Genomic DNA, 19,768 nt, shown 5'->3' with positions numbered 1-19,768 from the left:
CTTCTTTCCCAAATAATTGATAGGAGTGTTTCCAATTGTAAATTAAGGCATTTGATGGGAGTCCGTATTTTTTAGCCAAGGCTCGTCCGCCCAGAGGGCCTTCTAGGTACTCTTTCACTAGCTTTAATTTGAATTCTACCTCATAATAACTCATAAAAAATAACCTCCAAAATTGTATTTTCCACGTACAACTTTTGGGGGTCACATCAAAAAAGCCCAATCTTCTTTTTAATTTATCCTTCATACGCTCGTCTCAACGTAGTTATGTCGATTCGTTTCATTTTATACAACTCTTGCATGACTCGATAAGCTCTTTCAGGATCTGAGTTATCGAATAACATATCCATATCTTTCGTAACCGTTTGCCAACATACATTATACTCATCTTCCATCCACCCACACGGCCATTCTTTTCCTCTTGATGTCACAGCTTTCCATAAACGATCGATTTCAGCTTGATCTTTACAATAGACATAAAATGAAGTAGCCATTGAAAAGGTAAAAACATGTGTTTCACCACTATCCATCACTCGAAAGGATTGTCCATGCATTGTGAATAAAGCTTGAGCAACAGTACCATCTGGATTTTTTTTGACATACTCTACTTCTCCCTCACCAAAAATCTCGATCCACTAATGCATAGCTGCCTCTGCCTTTACAAACTGCTCTCCCGAAAACAAAAAGCTTGGTGTAGTCGACTGCGTCCTTCACGTCAAAACCAGTTGCCAAAAAACGCCATATTGATCTTCCAACCAGCCATACTTTTCACTGAATGGATAGGGCCCAAATTCCATCAATACCTTGCCATTGAAACTTAACGTTTCCCATAATTTATCAATTTGTTCTTCCGTTTCACACTCTACAAAAAGAGAGATTGAGGGGGTAAATGAAAAATCTGATCCACCATTTAGCAAAATAACTTCTTGTCCTGCAAGTGTCAGCTCTATAGTCAAAAACTGATCCTTTTGGTTGATGTTCACTATCTACATAATAATCGGCCTTGTTGATTTTACTTTGTTCAAAAGCATGAACATAAAATTCAGCCACTTCTTCTACTTTCCCATCAAACCACAAACATGGAGAAAATTTTGGCATTTCGGATCATCCTTTCTTGATAAACCTAATTGTTCATTTTCTTCAATTGGATTTGTTCTACTTTTATTATATAGAAGCGGCTATATTTTTGATAATGAATAAGAAAAACTTTCATTTTTTTGATTACTCTTTTGAGATTCTTTCGTTAAATAATTTTCTGAAATTGACTTGATTTTTCACTCTCACATACTCTTGCTTCTCATAAAATTTATGGGCTGCGGTTCTTTCTACACCCGAGTTTAACCTTATCCCTTTAACACCTTGTTCCTTTGCCCATTGCTCTGCATAATCAAGCAGGGCTTTTCCTAGCCCTTGACTATGGAAATCCTCAGCTACCACAAGTGCTAAAACATTCATTAATCTAGGCGCATATGTGCTAACATATTCACTTAATTGAATATAGCCCACAACCTTTTCATCTAACTCTTTCACAAATAATTTATTTACTGGAGAAGATAATAAATAGCACAACTGTTTTTTTGCATCGGCCAAGGGATATTCGTGATTTAATGGACCAGTATTTAGCTGATTGATTGCTTCTACATCTTCTAACGTTGCTTCTCTAATCGTCATCTTACATCGCTCCCATTTCTTTTGACTTTATTATACCTCTAAATAAAAAAAGAAGAGCAACTTTTACGTCGCTCTTCTTACTATATTCGACTAGCCATTATAAGCATCGATAATGATTTGTTTTAATTCACTGATCAATGGTTCTTTTGGATTTGCTGTTGTACATTGATCTTCGTAAGCTAATTCAGCCATGTGATCAACAGTTGAATCAAGAATTTCTTGTGTCACACCTTGTGCTTTCAAGTTCATATCGATTCCAACAGATACGCCTAAATCGTATACAGCTGTTGCTAATGCATCCACTAATTCGGCTGTATTTTTCCCTTTAAGACCTAAGAATTTCGCGATATCAGCGTAATCTGTGTCAGCACGGAAGTAGTCATATTTAGGGAACATTGCATGTTTTGAAGGATCTTTGGCATTGTAACGGATAATATGCGGTAATAAAATCGCATTTGTACGTCCGTGAGGAATCCCATATTCTCCACCAATTTTATGAGCTACAGAGTGACAAATTCCTAAGAATGCATTGGCAAATGCCATACCAGCCATTGTTGATGCATTATGCATTTTTTCACGACTTTCTGCATCTGGACGTTTCACTGAATTTTCTAAATGTTCAAAGACTAATTTGATTGCTTGTAAACTTAAGCCACGAGTGTAATCAGAAGCCATTACTGAAACGTAAGACTCGATTGCATGTGTTAAAACGTCCATCCCAGTATCAGCTGTTACAGAAGCTGGAACTGACATGACAAATTGTGGATCGATGATCGCAACATCTGGTGTCAATGCATAATCAGCTAATGGATACTTTACATGAGTATCACTATCCGTGATAACGGCAAATGGTGTTACTTCTGAACCTGTACCTGATGTTGTTGGGATACATACAAATTGTGTTTTAACTGCTTTTTCAATTTTGTACGTACGTTTACGGATATCTAAGAATTTTTGTTTAGCGCCAAAGAATTCTGTATCTGGGTGCTCATAGAACATCCACATGCCTTTGGCTGCATCCATTGCAGATCCGCCACCTAAAGCGATGATCGTATCTGGTTCAAAATCAACCATAACTTTTGTTCCAGCATACACTGTATTTGTAGATGGATTTGGTTCTACTGCTGAGAATACTTCGATTTGAACGTCGTTTTTACGTTTTTGTAATTCTTTACGAACTGTGTCTGCATAACCAAATTGAACCATTCCTGGATCACAAACGATCATAACACGTTCAACATTTTCCATTTTTTGTAGGTATTGTAATGAATTTTTTTCAAAGAAAATTTTTGGTGGTAATTTAAACCATTGCATATTATTTCTCCGTTTCGCTACAGTTTTGACGTTGATCAAGTTAACAGCAGATACGTTTTTAGAGACTGAGTTTTTACCATACGAACCACAACCTAATGTTAATGAAGGAATCATTTCGTTATAGATATTACCGATTCCGCCTTCAGCTGATGGAGAGTTCACTAAGATACGGCACGCTTTCATACGTAATCCAAATTTAACTTGTAGATCTTCATCTTCTGTATGGATCACAGCAGTATGACCTAACCCGCCTAGTTCAAGCATTGCTTCACATAAATCAAAAGCATGCTCTGAATTTTGAGCTTTCATCATCGCTAAAACTGGCGATAGTTTTTCACGTGACAATGGATATTCAGCTCCAGCACCTTCGATTTCAGCAACTAATATTTTAGTGCCTTTTGGTACTTTGATGCCAGCAAGTTCTGCGATATGTTCAGCAGAGTACCCAACGATCGCAGGATTTACTGCATATTTTCCTTCGTTCATAACGGCATCTTCTAATTTTTGTAATTCGTTTGGTTTAACGAAGTACACTTGATGTGCTTCAAATTCAGCTTTTACAGCTGCATAAACTTCTTTATCTACAATTACAGCTTGTTCAGAAGCACAAATCATTCCGTTGTCAAATGATTTAGAAACGATCAAATCGTTGACTGCGCGTTTGATTTTCGCTGTTTTTTCAATATATGAAGGAACATTACCTGGTCCAACACCTAATGCTGGTTTACCAGTTGAATAAGCTGATTTCACCATGCCGGCACCACCAGTAGCTAAAACGATTGCGATTCCAGGATGATTCATCAAACCTGAAGTAGCTTCTAATGAAGGTTGTTCGATCCATTGTACACAGTTTTCAGGAGCACCCGCTTTGATTGCAGCATCCCGAACGATACGAGCCGCTTCTGCAGAACATTTTTGCGCACTTGGGTGGAAAGCAAATACGATTGGGTTACGTGTTTTGATGGAAATCAATGCTTTAAAAATCGTTGTTGATGTTGGATTTGTTGTCGGTGTAACACCACAAACCACACCTACTGGTTCAGCAATTTCAATTAAACCTGTTTGGTCATCTTTGTTGATGACCCCAACAGTTTTATCATGTTTGATGCTGTTCCAAATATATTCTGAAGCGTACATATTTTTGATTGCTTTATCTTCATAAATTCCACGGCCAGTTTCTTCTACAGCCATTTTTGCTAAAGGCATATGTTGGTCTAATGCTGCCATTGCCATTTGGTGCACAATGTGGTCGACTTTTTCTTGATCGAAGTCTTCCATTTCTTTTAAAGCAACATTTGCTTTTTTTGCTAACTCATCAATCATTGCTGGTACATCAACAGTTTTCGTCTCTTCTTGCTTCATTGTTTTAGCCATTGTGATCCTCCTAGAAAAATAAGTAATTTATTTTTGTTTGTTAACCATTTCACATAAATATCATACAACATTATTTTTTTCTTGTAAATAGTTTATTGTGATTTTTTTCACATTTAAGCCTATTTTTATTCAACTTATTATCGTAAGCGTTTTTTATCGTACTAAAAGAAAAAACGAATTTATTCTATACTAGAATAAATCCGTTAAATCATGCCAATCTTTGATCGTTAAGTTGCTTGTTTGTGCAATCAATTGTTGATAATCAAAGAACTCGTTTGGTTCAATATGTAAAATGTCTTCGCGACAAGCCTTGATAGACGATGGAGCTTTCTTTTTCCAACGATAAGAAACGAGGTAATTCATCAATTCTATTTCATTGACTGATGAATAACCAAGTTGCTGAAACGATCGGCAAGTGATTTTTAATTCTTTTTTTAATAAGAACTTTTGATGCCACGACAACGTTTCGATGGTTCTCCCTCCTCTTTGTAAAAAATGATCTATGCTATTCTTTATATGTGCTTTAGAAAGAAAAAATTCCAGCAAGCTGGAATTTATTCTTTCGTTTCGTTGTTTTCAGAAGTTGTCTCAACCGTTGTCTCTTCAACGATTGTTTCTTCTGGCGTTTCAACTACAGTAACATCACTATCATTCGCTACTACTGTACCTGGTTTAACTGTTTTAATTGCTGCACGATCAAATTCAAGGATAATTCCTTCACAATCAATCAGTACAGTCTTTTTGTCATTGTCGATTTCAGAGATTACACCATGTAATCCCCCAATCGTTACAACGTCATCGCCCACTTTCATTGCATCTAAAAGTGTTTGACGTTCATTTTGTTGTTTCTTTTGCGAACGAGTCATAAAAAACATCATTCCTGCTAAAAGAATTAATGGTAAAATAAACGAAAGTCCTCCGCCCATTTTGTATTCACCTCTCTATCGTATAATCACTAGTTTACTGTAACAAAATTTCTTGTTCAACACTAGTCTTTTGATCATTTTTTTAGAAACTTTTTGCATTCTCTTTATTAAAGCCATATTCTTCAAAAAAGGCTTCACGAAATTCCAATAGATTATCATCCATAATTGCTTGACGAACTTGTTTCATCAAATTCAATAGGAAATACAAGTTATGGTACGAAGTCAAACGAATACCAAATGTCTCATCAGCCTTAATCAAGTGACGAATATATGCACGTGTGTAGTTTTTACATGTGTAACAATCACATTTCTCATCTAACGGACGGAAATCTCTAGCGTATTGAGCATTTTTAACAACCAAACGACCTTTAGAGGTCATACAAGTTCCATTTCTAGCAATTCTGGTTGGCAGTACACAGTCAAACATATCGATTCCACGAATCACACCATCAATTAATGAATCAGCAGTTCCAACACCCATCAAGTATCTTGGCTTGTTGTCAGGTATCAAAGGTGTCGTAAAGTCTAATACGCGGTTCATTTCAGCTTTAGGCTCCCCAACAGATAAACCACCAATGGAATAACCTGGAAAGTCCATACTAATTAAATCTTTAGCACTTTGACGACGTAAATCTTCAAATCCTGCCCCTTGGATAATTCCAAACAAGCCTTGACGATCTGGATTAGCATGAGCTTTCAACCCTCGTTCTGCCCAACGTGATGTACGCTCAATTGATTTCTTCACATAATCATAGCTTTCATCAAACGGTGGACATTCATCAAAACTCATCATAATATCAGATCCTAAGTTATTTTGAATATTAATTGCTTTTTCTGGTGAAAGGAATAACTTAGATCCATTCAAATGATGTCTAAAATGAACACCTTCCTCTGTGATTTTACGCATATCACTTAATGAGAATACTTGGAAACCACCCGAATCTGTTAAAATCGGTTGATCCCAATTCATAAATTTATGTAAACCACCTGCTTCTGCAATCAAATCATCTCCAGGACGAAGCCATAAATGATACGTATTGCTCAAGATCACTCCTGCTCCCATTTCCTTTAAGTCTTCTGGTGACATTGTTTTTACTGTCGCTAACGTTCCTACAGGCATAAACATCGGTGTGGGGAAAGTCCCATGTGGTGTGATTATCTCTCCTAAACGAGCACCTGTATGCTTTTCTTTCTTTATTAAACGATAACGAATGGCTGGTTCTGTCATTCATTTCCCTACTTTCTTTTACAAATTTACACTTCAATCATCATACTTTTTTTTATTCGTATTTGCAAGGTTTTACAGGCTTTCTTTAGTATATCCTTAGACAATAAAAACTAGAGGCAAGTATACAATCGTTTGTCTCTAGTTTCGTTGAGTTTTTAATTCATTTATTTGTTCTTCATTGCTGTTTCTAATGCCATCATCGCATTTTTTACAACGTCTGGTGTGATTTTTTCTTTCATATAATGAATGGTTTCATGCGACTCGCAAGCGCGTTCTGCAACTTGCTCGTAATCGAATTCAGATAAAACCATATTCATCGCTTTTAAAGAAACAGGTAACTTCAAGCTTTGATAAAATGGAATCAATCGTTCGATCTCATCCCATTTATTTTCGATTACCAATTGAACAAACACACCATAGGCTACTTTATTTCCATGTAGTTGTTGATGGCTTTCTGGTAAAATCGTCAACGCATCATGAATCGAGTGCGCTCCTGCCGTCCGTCCATAATCATCCCCAAAGCCGCCAACCATTCCGCCAAGTAAAATATTCGTTTCTACAACATTTAAGAAGGCTTGATTGATTTCTTTTTGTGCCATGGCCTTCAACGCTTCTTGACTATCACGAAGCAACACATCACGACATTTTTTAGCAGCGAATGCGGACACTTGAATTTCAATTGGTTGGGTTGCTAACTGTGAGATCATTGCATCTGCTTCATACCATTTTGCAACCGTATCGCCAATCCCTGCAATCATCAACTCGCTTGGAGAGGTCAAGATCACCTTTGGTTCAATCAAAACTAAGGCATTACTGATAGGAAATACATCGTAACGGTCCATCGAACCATCTGTATTATAGATGACACTTAGGGGGGTATAAGCCGCACAAGTAGCCGCTAATGTAGGTAAAATTAAAATCGGCGTTTGGCACTGATTCGCAATCGCTTTACCTAAGTCTGCAATTTTCCCACCACCTACAGCTATGATCCCATCTAACTCTTTTTGCTCAAAAATCGCTTTTAGCTCTGCTGTTTTTTCATCCGTACATTCTCCACCATACTCAACAAAACATGTATCTATATGCATGAAAGTAGGAAAGTATGGTTTAGCTGCTTCCCACGAGTCTTTCCCATGTAAAATCATGACACACTTAATGTTTCTTCTATTTAAGTGCTCTTCCAAACTATCCCACGCACCCACTCGGCATTCATATTCTTGCGGTGCCCCTCTTACTATTAATGATTGATTCATCGTTCTCGACCTTTCATTTTTTCTTATTTTTATGCAAAAGTGAAAAATTATGACTTCTTTGGTAAAATTCACTTTTCCTTTCCCTTAATCTATGATATGATAAAACACATCCAAAAACAATAAATTTTTATACATATATATGCTATTTTTAGAATATTTATTGAAACAGAAAGTTATCGAGTGTTTATGCTTATGAACAATCTACTATAAAGGAGACGAACAAATGAAACTATGTAAAAAAACCTTAGCACTTATCATACCAATACTATTGGTATTACTCACTTTTTTGCCTACCAGTGTAGCCTTAGCTGAAGAAAAAGATCCAGTCTATGATGCTATCATGAAACGTGGCGAACTAATCGTTGGCTTATCAGCCGATTATGCCCCTTATGAATTCCATGCAGATATTGATGGCAAAGACCAGGTCGTGGGTTTTGACATCTCTATCGCGCAAAAAATTGCTGATGATTTAGGTGTAAAATTAAAAATTGAAGAATTGGGTTTTGATGCATTATTAGGTGCATTGAAAACTGGTAAAATCGACTTGATTATTTCAGGGATGGCCCCAACACCTGAACGGCTGCAGGAAGTCAATTTTTCGACACCTTATATGACCGTTCAACAAAAAGTTGTTGTTCGAGCAGACGATAAAGATCGCTTTCAGTCAACAAAAGATTTTGATGGTGTCAAAGTTGGTGTTCAAAAACAGACAACCCAAGAAGAATTAGCGAAAACAGAACTAGTTGGATCGATTCCAACCTCTTTACAAAAAGTTCCAGACATTATCATGAACTTAAAAAATAAAAAAGTTGAAGCAGCAGTGTTAGAAGGTCCAGTTGCTGAAGCCTATGTCGATCGTGACAAAGAATTGACATTTGCAGATGTCACCTTTGAACAAGGGCAAAAGGACGCCGCCGTTGCTATTCCAAAAAATGCTCCTATCTTAGAACAAAAGGTCAACGCTTCGATTCAAACCATCAATGACAATAACTTGTTAGAAGGTTATAAAAAAGAAGCCGGGAAATTAATGTTTACTGACGATCAAAGTTTTCTTGGGAAGTATGGTAAATTCTATATCAGCGGTGCTGGCTATACGATTTTCTTAGCTTTTATGGGTGTCTTGTTTGGTGCAATTCTCGGTGGCTTACTCGCTTTGATGAAATTATCCAAATCAAAAATCTTACGTGGCATCGCAATTTGTTATATAGAATATGTTCGAGGTACTCCGTTATTAGTACAAATCTTCATCGTTTATTTTGGTACAGGTGTTTTAGGGCTTGATCTATCAAAAATTGCAGCTGGATGTATCGCTCTTGCCTTAAACAGTGGCGCTTATGTTGCAGAAATCGTTCGAGCTGGGATCAACGCTGTTAATAAAGGACAATTAGAAGCGGCCCGTTCTTTAGGAATGAACCAACCTCAAGCAATGCGCTATATCATTTTACCGCAAGCAATCAAAAATATTTTACCTGCATTAGGAAATGAATTTGTAACAGTCATCAAAGAATCTTCAGTTGTATCAGTTATTGGTGTTTCTGAATTGATTTTCCAAGCCGGTAATGTTCAAGGCGCAAGTTTTAAACCATTCTTACCGTATCTAGTTGTTTCATTGATCTATTTTGTTTTAACCTTTACGATTTCCCGCCTATTAGGTGTTGCTGAAAGGAGAATGAGTACTAGTGATTAATATTAAAAACCTACACAAAACATTCGGAAAGAATGAAGTCTTAAAAGGCATCGACTTAGATGTCAAGGCTGGCGAAGTCGTTGTAATCATCGGACCTTCAGGTAGCGGAAAAAGTACCTTTTTACGTTGTTTGAACTTATTAGAACAACCAACAGATGGAACGATTAGATTTGAAGGAAAAAATTTATTAGACAAAGATACCGATATCGACGCCCTTCGTCAAAAAATGGGTATGGTATTTCAAAACTTCAATCTATTTCCTCATAAAACAGTTTTAGATAACTTAACGATTAGTCCAATTAAAGTGAAAAAAGAAACTGCTGAAGCCGCTAAAGAAAAAGCTCAGGCTCTATTAGAACAAGTAGGGCTAAAAGATAAAAGCAGCAGCTATCCCTCCAGTTTATCTGGCGGTCAACAACAACGAGTAGCCATTGCAAGAGCACTAGCAATGAATCCTGATGTTATGTTGTTCGATGAGCCTACCTCTGCGCTGGACCCAGAAATGGTTGGTGAAGTGCTGGCAGTAATGAAAGCTTTGGCCGTCGAAGGAATGACTATGGTTGTTGTGACACATGAAATGGGCTTTGCTCGTGAAGTTGCCGATCGTGTTATTTTCATGGATGCTGGAATTATCCAAGAAGAAGGGACGCCAGAAGAAATTTTTGGACAACCAAAAAATCCACGTACGCAAGATTTTCTTAGAAAAGTACTATAACATTGAAAGAGGGCAAAGCAAATTCATCTAAATTTGCTTTGTCCTCTTTCACAAAGTAAGATAGAATAGATTAAAGCAAGTAACTATTGGAGGAAAGAATTATGGACATTTCAACTATTTCAAAAAAGCACCAGCATCCTGCTGAAAATATATTGATGGATATTGCCACTTTAGCTAAACAAGTCCCCAACCTACTTGATTTATCGATTGGTGATCCGGATTTAATTACCGATGAACGAATTATTGATGCGGCTTTTGCTGATGTCAAAAATGGTCATACAAAATACACTGCATCCGGCGGTAGTCAAGAATTTATCGATACTGTAGCTGACTTTTATCGAAAGCAATATGGTTTGGCCTTCAAACCTGCTCAAATCCGAGCAACAGTTGGTGCGTTGCATGGTATGTATTTAACGTTACAGGTGATTTTAGACCCTGATGATGAAGTGATCATCCATGAGCCTTATTTTTCTCCCTACAAAGATCAAGTACTTTTAGCTGGCGGCAACCCAATATTTATCCCAACCTATGAAGAAGATGGTTTTCAGATTGATATCGACATTTTAAAAGCCGCAATCACAGATAAAACAAAAGCAATTATTATCAATTCGCCTAATAATCCTACTGGATCCGTATTTTCTCCAGAAACATTTAAGGCTATCGCAGATTTAGCCATCGAGAAAGAGTTTTATATTCTATCTGATGAAGTCTATGAAGCATTTTGTTTCTACGATAATTTTGTCCCAATGGCTACCTTCGCACCTGAGAATACCATTACTTTTAGCAGTTTTTCAAAAACTTTTGCTATGACTGGATGGCGAATTGGCTATATGGTCGCACCTGAATATATCAATGATGCAGCAAAACTAATCAATGAAAGTATTACCTATTCTGCACCAAGTCCGTCTCAACAGGCAGGGATTTATGCTTTAAATCACTCTGATAGTTTAGTACCAAACGTCGTTTCTGTCTTTAAAGAACGTTTAGAATATCTTGAACAACGTATTGCAACAATCCCATTTCTGTCTTTACATCCTGTCAAAGGCAGCATATACGCTTTTATCAATATCTCTAAAACAGGAATGACTTCCGTTCCTTTTGTGGAGAAAGTTTTGAAAGAGACGAACGTATTGATGATTCCGGGAAAGGCATTTGGTGAGACAACTGGAGATAATTATGTACGTTTAGCCGCAACTCAAGATATCACAATTTTAGAAGATGCATTTGACCGAATTGAGAAGATGCATTTTTAACCTAAAAATAGTTTTGCTTTTCCCTAACCAATCGGAAAAAGCAAAACTATTTTTATTTAGGAATAAAAAGTACTACAACTCTTCATTATCCGCTAAAACGTTATACAAAATGGCCAGTGTTGCGACAATACACACAGTGATTTGAATCCACAGATTATCCGAAAAATTTTCCGATATTTTAAGCGTAGCAATTGCGAGAAAAAAACAAATTGCTAAAATTCCTGCTAATTTTATCCGCTTGAATTCTTGCTGAATTCGATAGATTGTTTCAATAGGAACACTTTTTTGTTGAGCAATTTCTCGTAGTTTCCGTTTCCCAATCAGCTGCCATAAAACATCCCGATATAACTGCTTTGCCTCACTATCTCTACTAAAAACTGAGTAGCTCTCTTTATTTCTATTTTTTTCTTGTTTTAACTTTAGTTTGATCAGACGCGGATGCAACAAGCGATCGTTTTTATTGATCCACAAAAGTACTTCTCGCCACTCAGCCAAAGTTAAGTCTGGCGAGGTCAATACAATTAAATCAAGCTCCAACTCATCTAGTTCATTAAAAAATTCTAGTAGTTTTTGATAATCTCTCGAGATAGCTTCTAAAAACGCAATCACTACACAATCACCTGGCTCTGTATAGTCCAATAAGCGTTGATAGTCACTTTCAGGATCTTGAAGTACTTCATAGCTCTGGCTTTTATCCGAGAAAATTTCTTCTACTTCATAATTTTCTAAAAAATCAAACTGTTGATTCAATTTATTGCCACGAGCATAGCCTATATTCATCGTTATCTACTTCCTCGTTTCATCAATTATTCTCTTATCTGTAGCACGCTTATCCCTTCTAGTTATTTCTTTTTTTGATGCAAAAGGTTGCTCGTTTGCTTTGGAATAAGTTTTTTTTCTAGTAATTTGATTAAGCTTATTTGTTATTTCTGCATTTTTTTGAATAACAATTATGAATAATACACTATGAACAAACGTAATAATCCCTAATACTATCAACAGTAAATACATTATATGTTATTCCTATCTATATAGATTTAGGGTTTTCATCATTCTATAGTAATGGAGGACCCTATGAACCAAACTTCTTAAATCCCTCAATATCCTTAGATAGACTATTCTTTTATTCTACTTTAATTGCACCTAATTTATTTTCCTTATACTCCCAATGATAGAAAGTAGGTTTTTCTGTTACCGGCTCGATATATGTCGTCAACCAAAATTCTGGGTTCGCCGATGCATCAATCTTGACTGGAATTTTTGTACTATTACTAGGTAAATGAGGTGCTTCTTTAGTTGTTAGTACATATCCAAGGAGTCCATAATTCATTGGAACCTTTGGAACAAAAGTATAAATTGGCTGACTGATTTGATAACGAATAATGTACGTATCAAAGTTTGCCTCATTATCTATAGAAGAACTCATTGTTAGTGGAAATTCCTCTTTCATTTGCCCTAATGCAGTCTGACTTCCTAATACTCCAAATCCTTTTTTAGGCAATACTACCTGATCATTCGGATTAGTCACAACTTGTCGGCTATGAATGGTTAGCTTACGACTCCTATAAATTAAGCGACCTTCTTGAAATTCATCGGTAACAATCCATTGAAGAGGTGAAATTTGATTTCCTCCAATACCTACTAATTTAATGAAGTCATAGAACTCAACACTTTTCGGTGTAATGCTTTCCTTTTTACTAATCGTTATCTGCTGATCTAATAACAAATCTCCAGCAGGAAGTGGCTCTCCAGTCTCACTATATGCTTTTAAAGAAATTTTTTGAGGAACTTCTGCTGTCCAAGAAACTTTGGTGACTTCGTTTACCTGTGTAGTGCTTTGAGGGATTTCATGTAACATTATCTGGATTTCCCCTTTTTGATTAACTGGAGTATTAATTGAAAAGCGTAAATCATTTATAAATTTAGTAAGTGTTATCAAATCATTCTTTCCTTTGGTCATAAACGAGAATGATTTATAGTCAGCCGTTTCACTATTTTCGAGAGCAATCCAATTTGTAGGCAGTATCAGAGAAGTGAAATCTTTAATTTCTGTATTCTTAGGGATACGGATTTCTACTTCTTCTATTAAATTATCTAAAGAGCTATCTATATTCAGTTCAATGAGTCTAGTTTCATTTTTTGTACGTTCAACTTTAAAATCAATATCTTGAGGAATGTCTTTGATTTTTTGACTACTCACTTGAGAAATATTGTTAGAACGATCTACAGCTAAAACATGCAGATATTTTCCTGAATTGTTATTTTCCGTAATTGTAAATGTACTTCTTGTCTCATAATTAAGAGAATCATCATCTGGTGCAACATAGTGATCAAATTTGTCTGGATCTATCCTACCATATGAATCTTTATAGGTCTCAACCTGTTTTGCTAAATTTGATGTTTGCAAATTGTTTATTTCATAAAAATAGCCAGCAATATTACTTATGATTACTTCTTTTACGACATCTGATTTTTTGACACCGCTATTTTTAGTATTAGCTTCTACATACCATTGATACTCTTTACCATTATCAAGAGAGTCCGCCTTAATACTTAAACTATTATTATTTTTACCGCTACGAATACTCACTTTGGGTATATTAGGCGCCTTATCGTCTCTGACCGTTTGATCATTAGCAAAGTTCTCCGATGATACCTGTGCTAAATTGTATAATGTGTTAGCTATTATTTTTCTTTCATCCATGGTAGAGGCACCATTACTATGCCCAGTCTGAATCAGCCCAACATTATTATTAGTTTTCAAGTACCAACCCATCGTCCAATTACTATCTTCCCAAAGCGTTGTATTAAATACAGTATAGGGCTCTCGAAACATAATCCAATTGGTCCCAATTGACTTACTAGCAAGTAAGTTATTATGTGCTGGTGGAATCGTCAGATTTTGTCCATTGGCAAGTTCAAATGGATATTTCATTAAGTAACCATCATTTGTGACTTTTATTTCAGATCCACCTGTACGAATATCCGCTGGTGCACCGGCTGGATTTATGTTTGTTAAACCTAAGAGTTTATTAAAAGAGGCAAACATTGGATGATTGGTGGTATCGTGCCCGAATAAAACACCTCTTCCACTATCAATATATGCTTGTGTTTCATTTTTACTATTAGTATTTAAATCCTGTCTGTTATTATTATCCCACGAACCAAACATCAAAACATCATACTGATACTCACCTGAACTATTTTTTAAATAGGCATTGGGATTTGCATTATAATCACTTATTTTTGTTGAAGTCACTTGAATTAAATCAGAGCCATCAGTAGCTTCTAAATTCAAACTGCTCATCCAGTCTTTCAACGTATCTGATTTTGGTTGTTCGGGGTATATATTTAAAACTTTGATTGATTTACCATAGTTCAAAGATCTATTGCTCCATGTTGTACCATCTTCAGATTGATATAAGCGATAACCAGACTGATTCAACCCAGTAACTTTATCCCATTCTAAAGACGCATAATTTTTTTTGTCTTTATAACTCCACTTATTCTCAGCAGTCAGCCTAAAGTCTCCATTATTAACAACAGTAGATGCTTTCAACTTATCATTCAGAAAAAAATAACCACCAACAATTAGAGCGATTATCAGTAAAAGCAACCACTTACTATTCTTTTTAATTTTTTTCTTTCGTCCTCTTATTTTCATTCTATCCCCTTCTTTTCAAGACTCATCAAATCAATGGTTTCTTTGTTGAAAACACTCATTTCATGAGTGTTGAATAATTGAAAAAGGCATACATGGAACAATTATTCCATGCGCCTAGCTTATTTTGCTTTTCCAGCTAATTGATTATCTATTATTTGTAAATTCCCATTGTTCGGTGTAGTTCCTTGCCACCAAGCATCACGATAAGCAAATTTTGCACAATTAATTGCCTCTACTTTTACTAACAAATTGAAAGAGGCATTCTGATACTCCTGACCTAACTCTTTTTTTAATGTAACTTTTGTAAACAAATTCTCTGTAACTTTAGACGGATCAGATTCCAAGACATTTAAATAATAATAATATCCATCTTCTCCCAACTTCCATTGTGTCGTATTCAGGTCCAAAAGCACTTCCTCACCAATTTTTGAAGGTAACAAGCGATTACTTTCACCACTTTCTAAACGAATTTCCGGAAGTATCATCACTCGAATAAATTGATCAACAGAGCCTGTATTTTTTATAGTTACTTTCTTTTCAACGGAAGTATTTGGTGAAATCGTTGTTGGTTCTTTAAAAACCTCTTCTATTTTAGTTTGAAAATTTCCAATCTGAAAAAAATTTACTTTCTCTTCCCTTACTGTCATTGCAGCATATGCTACTACACTTCCAATAACTAAACACATGATTAACGCAGGGATCATCCAGAGAAAACGGATAAACTTTTTCTTGTCTTTCATCTTGAATTCCTCCTAACGAACTTTTTCACGATACATTGTTCCTACATATGAATTAGAAGTGAGTTCCCAATCAGCTAGTAAGGATTTTGTAATATCATGAGCATCCATAACTGGAATTAATTGATATAACGAACTTTTATATTTGTTTGGTAACATTTTATCTACTGTCACACTTTGAATCAGCTGCTTCGTTTGTTCCTTAGGCTGTAATACCTCTGAGTAATAAAAATAACCTTCTGAATAATACCAATAGTGACGTACCCCAGTTGCGGGTTTATTGTTTACATCATAGATAGCCGTACTATTAAATTGAATCGTTAAATAATTAAGCTCTTCAGTTAATCGATTCCCGTCATACACATATGCTGTATTTGAATTGTTCTTATCCGCTTTATAAATCTTGGATGCTATATAATATTTTCCCGAAGCTAGCTTGTATGTACTCCCTTTTGTCCATGTAGCGACATCTTCCATCTTTATATCTGAGCCACTTGATTTAGAGACAGTTTTTAGACTGCCATTCCCTGTCCCATCTGTCATATCCTGTTCAAATTGACCTAAAAACTCATATAAAGAGATGCGAACAATGGCTGGTATTTGTCCATTATTTTTTACTGATAATTTCATTTCCGTCGTTGTTCCAGGTATCCATTGCAGATTTGGGGTAAAGACTTCATCGATTGTTGCAGAAAGCTTTTTTGTATTGGTCATACTTGGGTTGATTTTTTCATCACTATAGGTAATCCAAGAGTATGTACTTCCCACTACCAGTAATAAGCTTAAAAACACAGAAAATATGGCTAAAAAAGGTTTATTTTGATTAATTGTTTTCAATAATCTTCTTCCTTTTCTCATTGGTCTCCCCCTCCTCTACACAATATTGTTTTGTTCATCTTTACGCTTTTTCCATAATAAAATTGCGATCAACATCAGCAACAATCCAGCTAAGGTTTTATAAAGTAAATTTTTTATTTCTTCACCAGTCATCGGAAACATGCCTTTGGGCTTCGCCTTTGCTGGGGAGTCTTTGCTACTACTAGTATCTGATGACTCGGGCTGGTTTTTTGTTGCAACAAATGTCCAGTGATATAGTAATTGACTGTCTTCTTTATAGTCTGCAAGAGTTAAATCTTTGTCTACTTCAAATACTGCCGTCAAAATTTGATCCTTACCATATTCACAAGTCCCTATTATCAAAGGCTGAACGGTCCAATCAAATTCCCCATTTCCTAACAATGGCCCTTGATACAACTGTTTCCCATCAAGTGATAAGGTCAATGTGATCTGTTTATCAAAATCAATTACACCTTTTGTAGACTTTGGGGTTGCTAAAATACCTAGTTCAAATGGTTCCTCTATATCCATACTACGAATCGTAATTGTTTTTTCATAACTTTCTCCAGGTAAGACATTTGGCAAATCAACATAGTACTCTCCTTCTGAAGAAGCAGATACTCCAGTTTCATCGCCAATGACCACTCCTGGAGGAAGGGTTTGACGGGCAACAGCTAGTAGTGTTCCACTGGTAAAAGTGATATACAGACTTAACAAACTACATAACACCAGAAATAATCGATGTTTTCGCTTTAATTGTTGCTGCATCATTTTTCCCCCTTCCCATTTTTTACGCTTTATTCATAATTAGCTTACTGCTTGACCATCTAGATAAGTCGTGATTTTTTTTGTTTCTGAACCGTCAGCTCCATTTAAATTCCAACCAGTACTATCGACCAAAGCTTCCTTAGTTGCTTGAATGGCTTCCATTTTTATGATTAAGTCGTATGTTGCATTTGTAAACTCTTTTCCTATAGAATTTGTAAACACTAATTTTTTCAATAAGTGCGGTGTTGTTGCTCCAGAATTGACTGGGCTTGTAAAGTAAAAATAGCCATCTTCTTTATTATATGCCCATTTATCATTCTTCAGATCCGCAATCGTCGCCATATCTGTGCCATACTCAATGTTTATCCCACTAACGTTTAACGCAGCCTTATCTGTCTGAACACCTTTTTTCTCTGAATCAGCTACTGGTACTTGATCAGCTGCTGTTGCGACAGAAACTGGTGGAATCGCTGCAAGTCCTAAAGTTGCGACTGTATAATCATAATCTACGTCGTATTTTTTGCCAGCACTTCCTAATAGAGCAGCTTTTGCTGCTGTTGCTTCTGTAGACGCTCCATCTAAAGTAGAGGCTGCCCAGTTTGATACTGCATATTTGTAGCCACCACTGTAAACTGAATATTTCGCTTTAGATAAAGCAAAATCCCAGTTTTCTACTGATGTTCCAGCAGTATTTCCTCCAGCCACGGACACATTAGTTTCCATTGCTTGATATTTACCTGGTGCATATTCATAGAATGCTGAATATGTAAATGTTGTGACATCTGCGTTTGTCACAGGGTTTGTTGTGACAGAACCTTTTGCATAAACTTTTACACCTTCTGGTATAGCTGCTCCTCCAGCATCTTTGACCTTACTTGTTACATCTGTATAATCATTTGCTTGTTTGACATACTTATCTCCGTCATATTCAACAGGAATATCATCTTCTAACGGTTTTGGTGTAGCACTAGCCTTCCAACCTGTATCTCGGTTTGTTACAGCACCTTTTTCCGCTAAATGTTTCAAAACTTCTTCATAAGATACACGAACAAATACTGGTACGTTCCCTGTATTCTTGATAGCTACTTCTTTGGTAGCCTCTGTTCCTGGGATAATATCCTTAGGTTTCCAGTTCTCCTCCACAGTAACACTGTCATCTTTGATTGCAGCCGCATCAACACGGTTAATTTTTTGGTCTTGAGAATTGATCCAAGCAAAGGTACCTGCAAGGAATGCTACTAAAGCTAATCCCGTGGCTGCTGCCAACTTTTTCTTTTTGTTCTTTTTCATTTTAAATAATCCTCCTATAAATTATAATGTATATTTTCACTTGCTTTTTTAAGTAAAGCATAGTGTTAATATCCCTTTTCATACATTGGGCGTCTTCTTTTCCTGCCAACCGACTCTTCATTTGCTGTAAACAGATAAGATTTCAATACTAAAAAGAATCCATATAAAGAAAGAATACAAACTAAACAAGCCCAAAATTCTTCTCGAGCAAATTCTATGATACTTCCCACCTTCGGCACTGCAAATACTACTTTTCCTAATACTCTGTCTGCCGATATTGGCGGGTCGTTGCTCTTATTGGCATCTCCTTTAGTAACAAGATAATCTCCTTTTTCTCCGTTCAATTCATTTTTGTATTCCACCATTCGGTGAGTTAGATAGCGTGAGCCATCTCCCACAGCAAAAGTTACAATATCATTTTTTTTGACTTTTTTCCCATCTGTCAATTTAACAATAACGATATCTCCAGCATAAAAACCACCTTTGGGACCATTTTCTTGTGGAACCATCGAATTAGTCAAAACTGTATAAAACCGATACCCAAAAATCGAGGCTGTCGATTTCGAACTAAATGAAAACATCACTGCCATCGAAATGATTCCAATCGTAAGACCATAAAATACCAAATTGCTCAAAAAAGAAAATATTAGGATACCTGAACTTTTTTTAGATGGTTGCTCACGCCCTTTAAGATACTCAGCTGTTACTCCGCGTTCTTGGTCAGGCCTACGAGGTCGATGCCTTCGAGGAGACTCTTGATATTCAGATCGTCTAGGCTTTTGGGAAAAATCATTACGAGAGCTTTGCGCTGTTGGCCGCCCTCTTTTCTTTCCAATACGTTGCCTATGGCTTTCGTCTTCTATATAGATCCTTTCGGGCTCTAAATAAGTGCGTGAACGTTTTTTAGGAATACTCTGCCTAACCTCTTCATCTATAGAACGGCGATTTTTTCGGACAGGAGTCCTTCTTGGCATATACAATCTCCTTTCATTTCAATAGATAATCAGTCATATAAAATTTCATTCATCATGACTTTCATAAAAACAAATAATAA

Annotated in this window: 20 protein-coding genes; 3 read left to right on the top strand and 17 right to left on the bottom strand. The window is 36.2% G+C overall.

What is annotated here, in order from left to right; translation table 11 throughout:
- Nucleotides 1-233 precede the first annotated feature (233 nt).
- The 9 genes from BCR24_RS17010 to BCR24_RS02375 form a co-directional block, all read right to left on the bottom strand.
- Nucleotides 234-551, bottom strand: a complete 318-nt coding sequence (locus BCR24_RS17010) for a VOC family protein (protein ID WP_239574188.1) — start codon at nt 549-551, stop codon at nt 234-236.
- Between the two features lie 156 nt (nt 552-707).
- Nucleotides 708-953: a VOC family protein gene (locus BCR24_RS17245; protein ID WP_239574190.1), complete on the bottom strand. Its 246-nt coding sequence runs from the start codon at nt 951-953 to the stop codon at nt 708-710.
- A complete protein-coding gene (locus BCR24_RS17240; RefSeq protein ID WP_239574191.1) occupies nt 853-1,095 on the bottom strand; it encodes a VOC family protein in 243 nt (80 codons plus the stop codon). Before BCR24_RS17240 ends, BCR24_RS17245 begins: the two co-directional genes overlap by 101 nt.
- Nucleotides 1,096-1,218: 123 nt before the next feature.
- Nucleotides 1,219-1,668 carry a GNAT family N-acetyltransferase gene (locus BCR24_RS02400; RefSeq protein WP_069638969.1) on the bottom strand — a complete coding sequence of 150 codons (450 nt, stop codon included), beginning with the start codon at nt 1,666-1,668 and terminating at the stop codon, nt 1,219-1,221.
- A 90-nt stretch (nt 1,669-1,758) separates the two neighbouring features.
- Nucleotides 1,759-4,356 carry a bifunctional acetaldehyde-CoA/alcohol dehydrogenase gene (gene adhE, locus BCR24_RS02395; RefSeq protein WP_069638968.1) on the bottom strand — a complete coding sequence of 866 codons (2,598 nt, stop codon included), beginning with the start codon at nt 4,354-4,356 and terminating at the stop codon, nt 1,759-1,761.
- Nucleotides 4,357-4,545: 189 nt separating this feature from the next.
- Nucleotides 4,546-4,818, bottom strand: a complete 273-nt coding sequence (locus tag BCR24_RS02390; RefSeq protein WP_083244278.1) for a post-transcriptional regulator — start codon at nt 4,816-4,818, stop codon at nt 4,546-4,548.
- A 92-nt stretch (nt 4,819-4,910) separates the two neighbouring features.
- Entirely contained in the window at nt 4,911-5,282 is a 372-nt protein-coding gene (gene yajC / locus BCR24_RS02385; RefSeq protein ID WP_069638967.1) for a preprotein translocase subunit YajC, read from the bottom strand.
- Between the two features lie 82 nt (nt 5,283-5,364).
- Complete coding sequence (gene tgt / locus BCR24_RS02380) at nt 5,365-6,510, bottom strand: tRNA guanosine(34) transglycosylase Tgt (RefSeq protein ID WP_069638966.1); 1,146 nt, start codon at nt 6,508-6,510, stop codon at nt 5,365-5,367.
- Nucleotides 6,511-6,674: 164 nt separating this feature from the next.
- Nucleotides 6,675-7,763 (bottom strand): iron-containing alcohol dehydrogenase family protein, encoded by a 1,089-nt coding sequence (locus BCR24_RS02375; protein ID WP_069638965.1) that lies wholly within the window; start codon nt 7,761-7,763, stop codon nt 6,675-6,677.
- A 223-nt stretch (nt 7,764-7,986) separates the two neighbouring features.
- Between BCR24_RS02375 and BCR24_RS02370 the strand changes: the two genes are divergently transcribed.
- From BCR24_RS02370 to BCR24_RS02360, 3 genes are all read left to right on the top strand, one after another.
- Nucleotides 7,987-9,450 carry an ABC transporter substrate-binding protein/permease gene (locus BCR24_RS02370; protein ID WP_069638964.1) on the top strand — a complete coding sequence of 488 codons (1,464 nt, stop codon included), beginning with the start codon at nt 7,987-7,989 and terminating at the stop codon, nt 9,448-9,450.
- Entirely contained in the window at nt 9,443-10,165 is a 723-nt protein-coding gene (locus tag BCR24_RS02365) for an amino acid ABC transporter ATP-binding protein (RefSeq protein ID WP_069638963.1), read from the top strand. The genes BCR24_RS02370 and BCR24_RS02365 overlap by 8 nt, the downstream gene beginning before the upstream one ends.
- Nucleotides 10,166-10,266: 101 nt before the next feature.
- The gene (locus BCR24_RS02360) at nt 10,267-11,418 is read left to right on the top strand and encodes a pyridoxal phosphate-dependent aminotransferase (RefSeq protein WP_069638962.1); all 1,152 of its coding nucleotides are present in this window, start codon (nt 10,267-10,269) and stop codon (nt 11,416-11,418) included.
- 72 nt (nt 11,419-11,490) lie between these two features.
- On the opposite strand, the gene BCR24_RS02355 is transcribed toward BCR24_RS02360, so the two are convergent.
- The 8 genes from BCR24_RS02355 to BCR24_RS02320 form a co-directional block, all read right to left on the bottom strand.
- Entirely contained in the window at nt 11,491-12,198 is a 708-nt protein-coding gene (locus tag BCR24_RS02355) for a recombinase family protein (RefSeq protein WP_069638961.1), read from the bottom strand.
- Between the two features lie 6 nt (nt 12,199-12,204).
- The gene (locus tag BCR24_RS02350) at nt 12,205-12,429 is read right to left on the bottom strand and encodes a hypothetical protein (RefSeq protein WP_069638960.1); all 225 of its coding nucleotides are present in this window, start codon (nt 12,427-12,429) and stop codon (nt 12,205-12,207) included.
- Nucleotides 12,430-12,541: 112 nt separating this feature from the next.
- On the bottom strand, nt 12,542-15,082 hold the full coding sequence (locus BCR24_RS02345; RefSeq protein ID WP_069638959.1) for a DUF5057 domain-containing protein: 2,541 nt from the start codon (nt 15,080-15,082) through the stop codon (nt 12,542-12,544).
- Between the two features lie 119 nt (nt 15,083-15,201).
- A complete protein-coding gene (locus BCR24_RS02340) occupies nt 15,202-15,822 on the bottom strand; it encodes a hypothetical protein (RefSeq protein ID WP_069638958.1) in 621 nt (206 codons plus the stop codon).
- A gap of 12 nt (nt 15,823-15,834) precedes the next feature.
- A complete protein-coding gene (locus BCR24_RS02335) occupies nt 15,835-16,677 on the bottom strand; it encodes a BsaA family SipW-dependent biofilm matrix protein (protein ID WP_069638957.1) in 843 nt (280 codons plus the stop codon).
- A gap of 15 nt (nt 16,678-16,692) precedes the next feature.
- Nucleotides 16,693-17,424, bottom strand: a complete 732-nt coding sequence (locus BCR24_RS02330; RefSeq protein WP_069638956.1) for an LPXTG cell wall anchor domain-containing protein — start codon at nt 17,422-17,424, stop codon at nt 16,693-16,695.
- A gap of 39 nt (nt 17,425-17,463) precedes the next feature.
- Complete coding sequence (locus tag BCR24_RS02325; RefSeq protein ID WP_069638955.1) at nt 17,464-18,714, bottom strand: hypothetical protein; 1,251 nt, start codon at nt 18,712-18,714, stop codon at nt 17,464-17,466.
- A gap of 65 nt (nt 18,715-18,779) precedes the next feature.
- Complete coding sequence (locus BCR24_RS02320) at nt 18,780-19,688, bottom strand: signal peptidase I (RefSeq protein ID WP_069638954.1); 909 nt, start codon at nt 19,686-19,688, stop codon at nt 18,780-18,782.
- Nucleotides 19,689-19,768: the final 80 nt, after the last annotated feature.

The organism is Enterococcus ureilyticus (assembly GCF_001730315.1).
Taxonomy (GTDB): domain Bacteria; phylum Bacillota; class Bacilli; order Lactobacillales; family Enterococcaceae; genus Enterococcus_L; species Enterococcus_L ureilyticus.
This window is presented reverse-complemented; position numbering and strand designations above follow the sequence as displayed.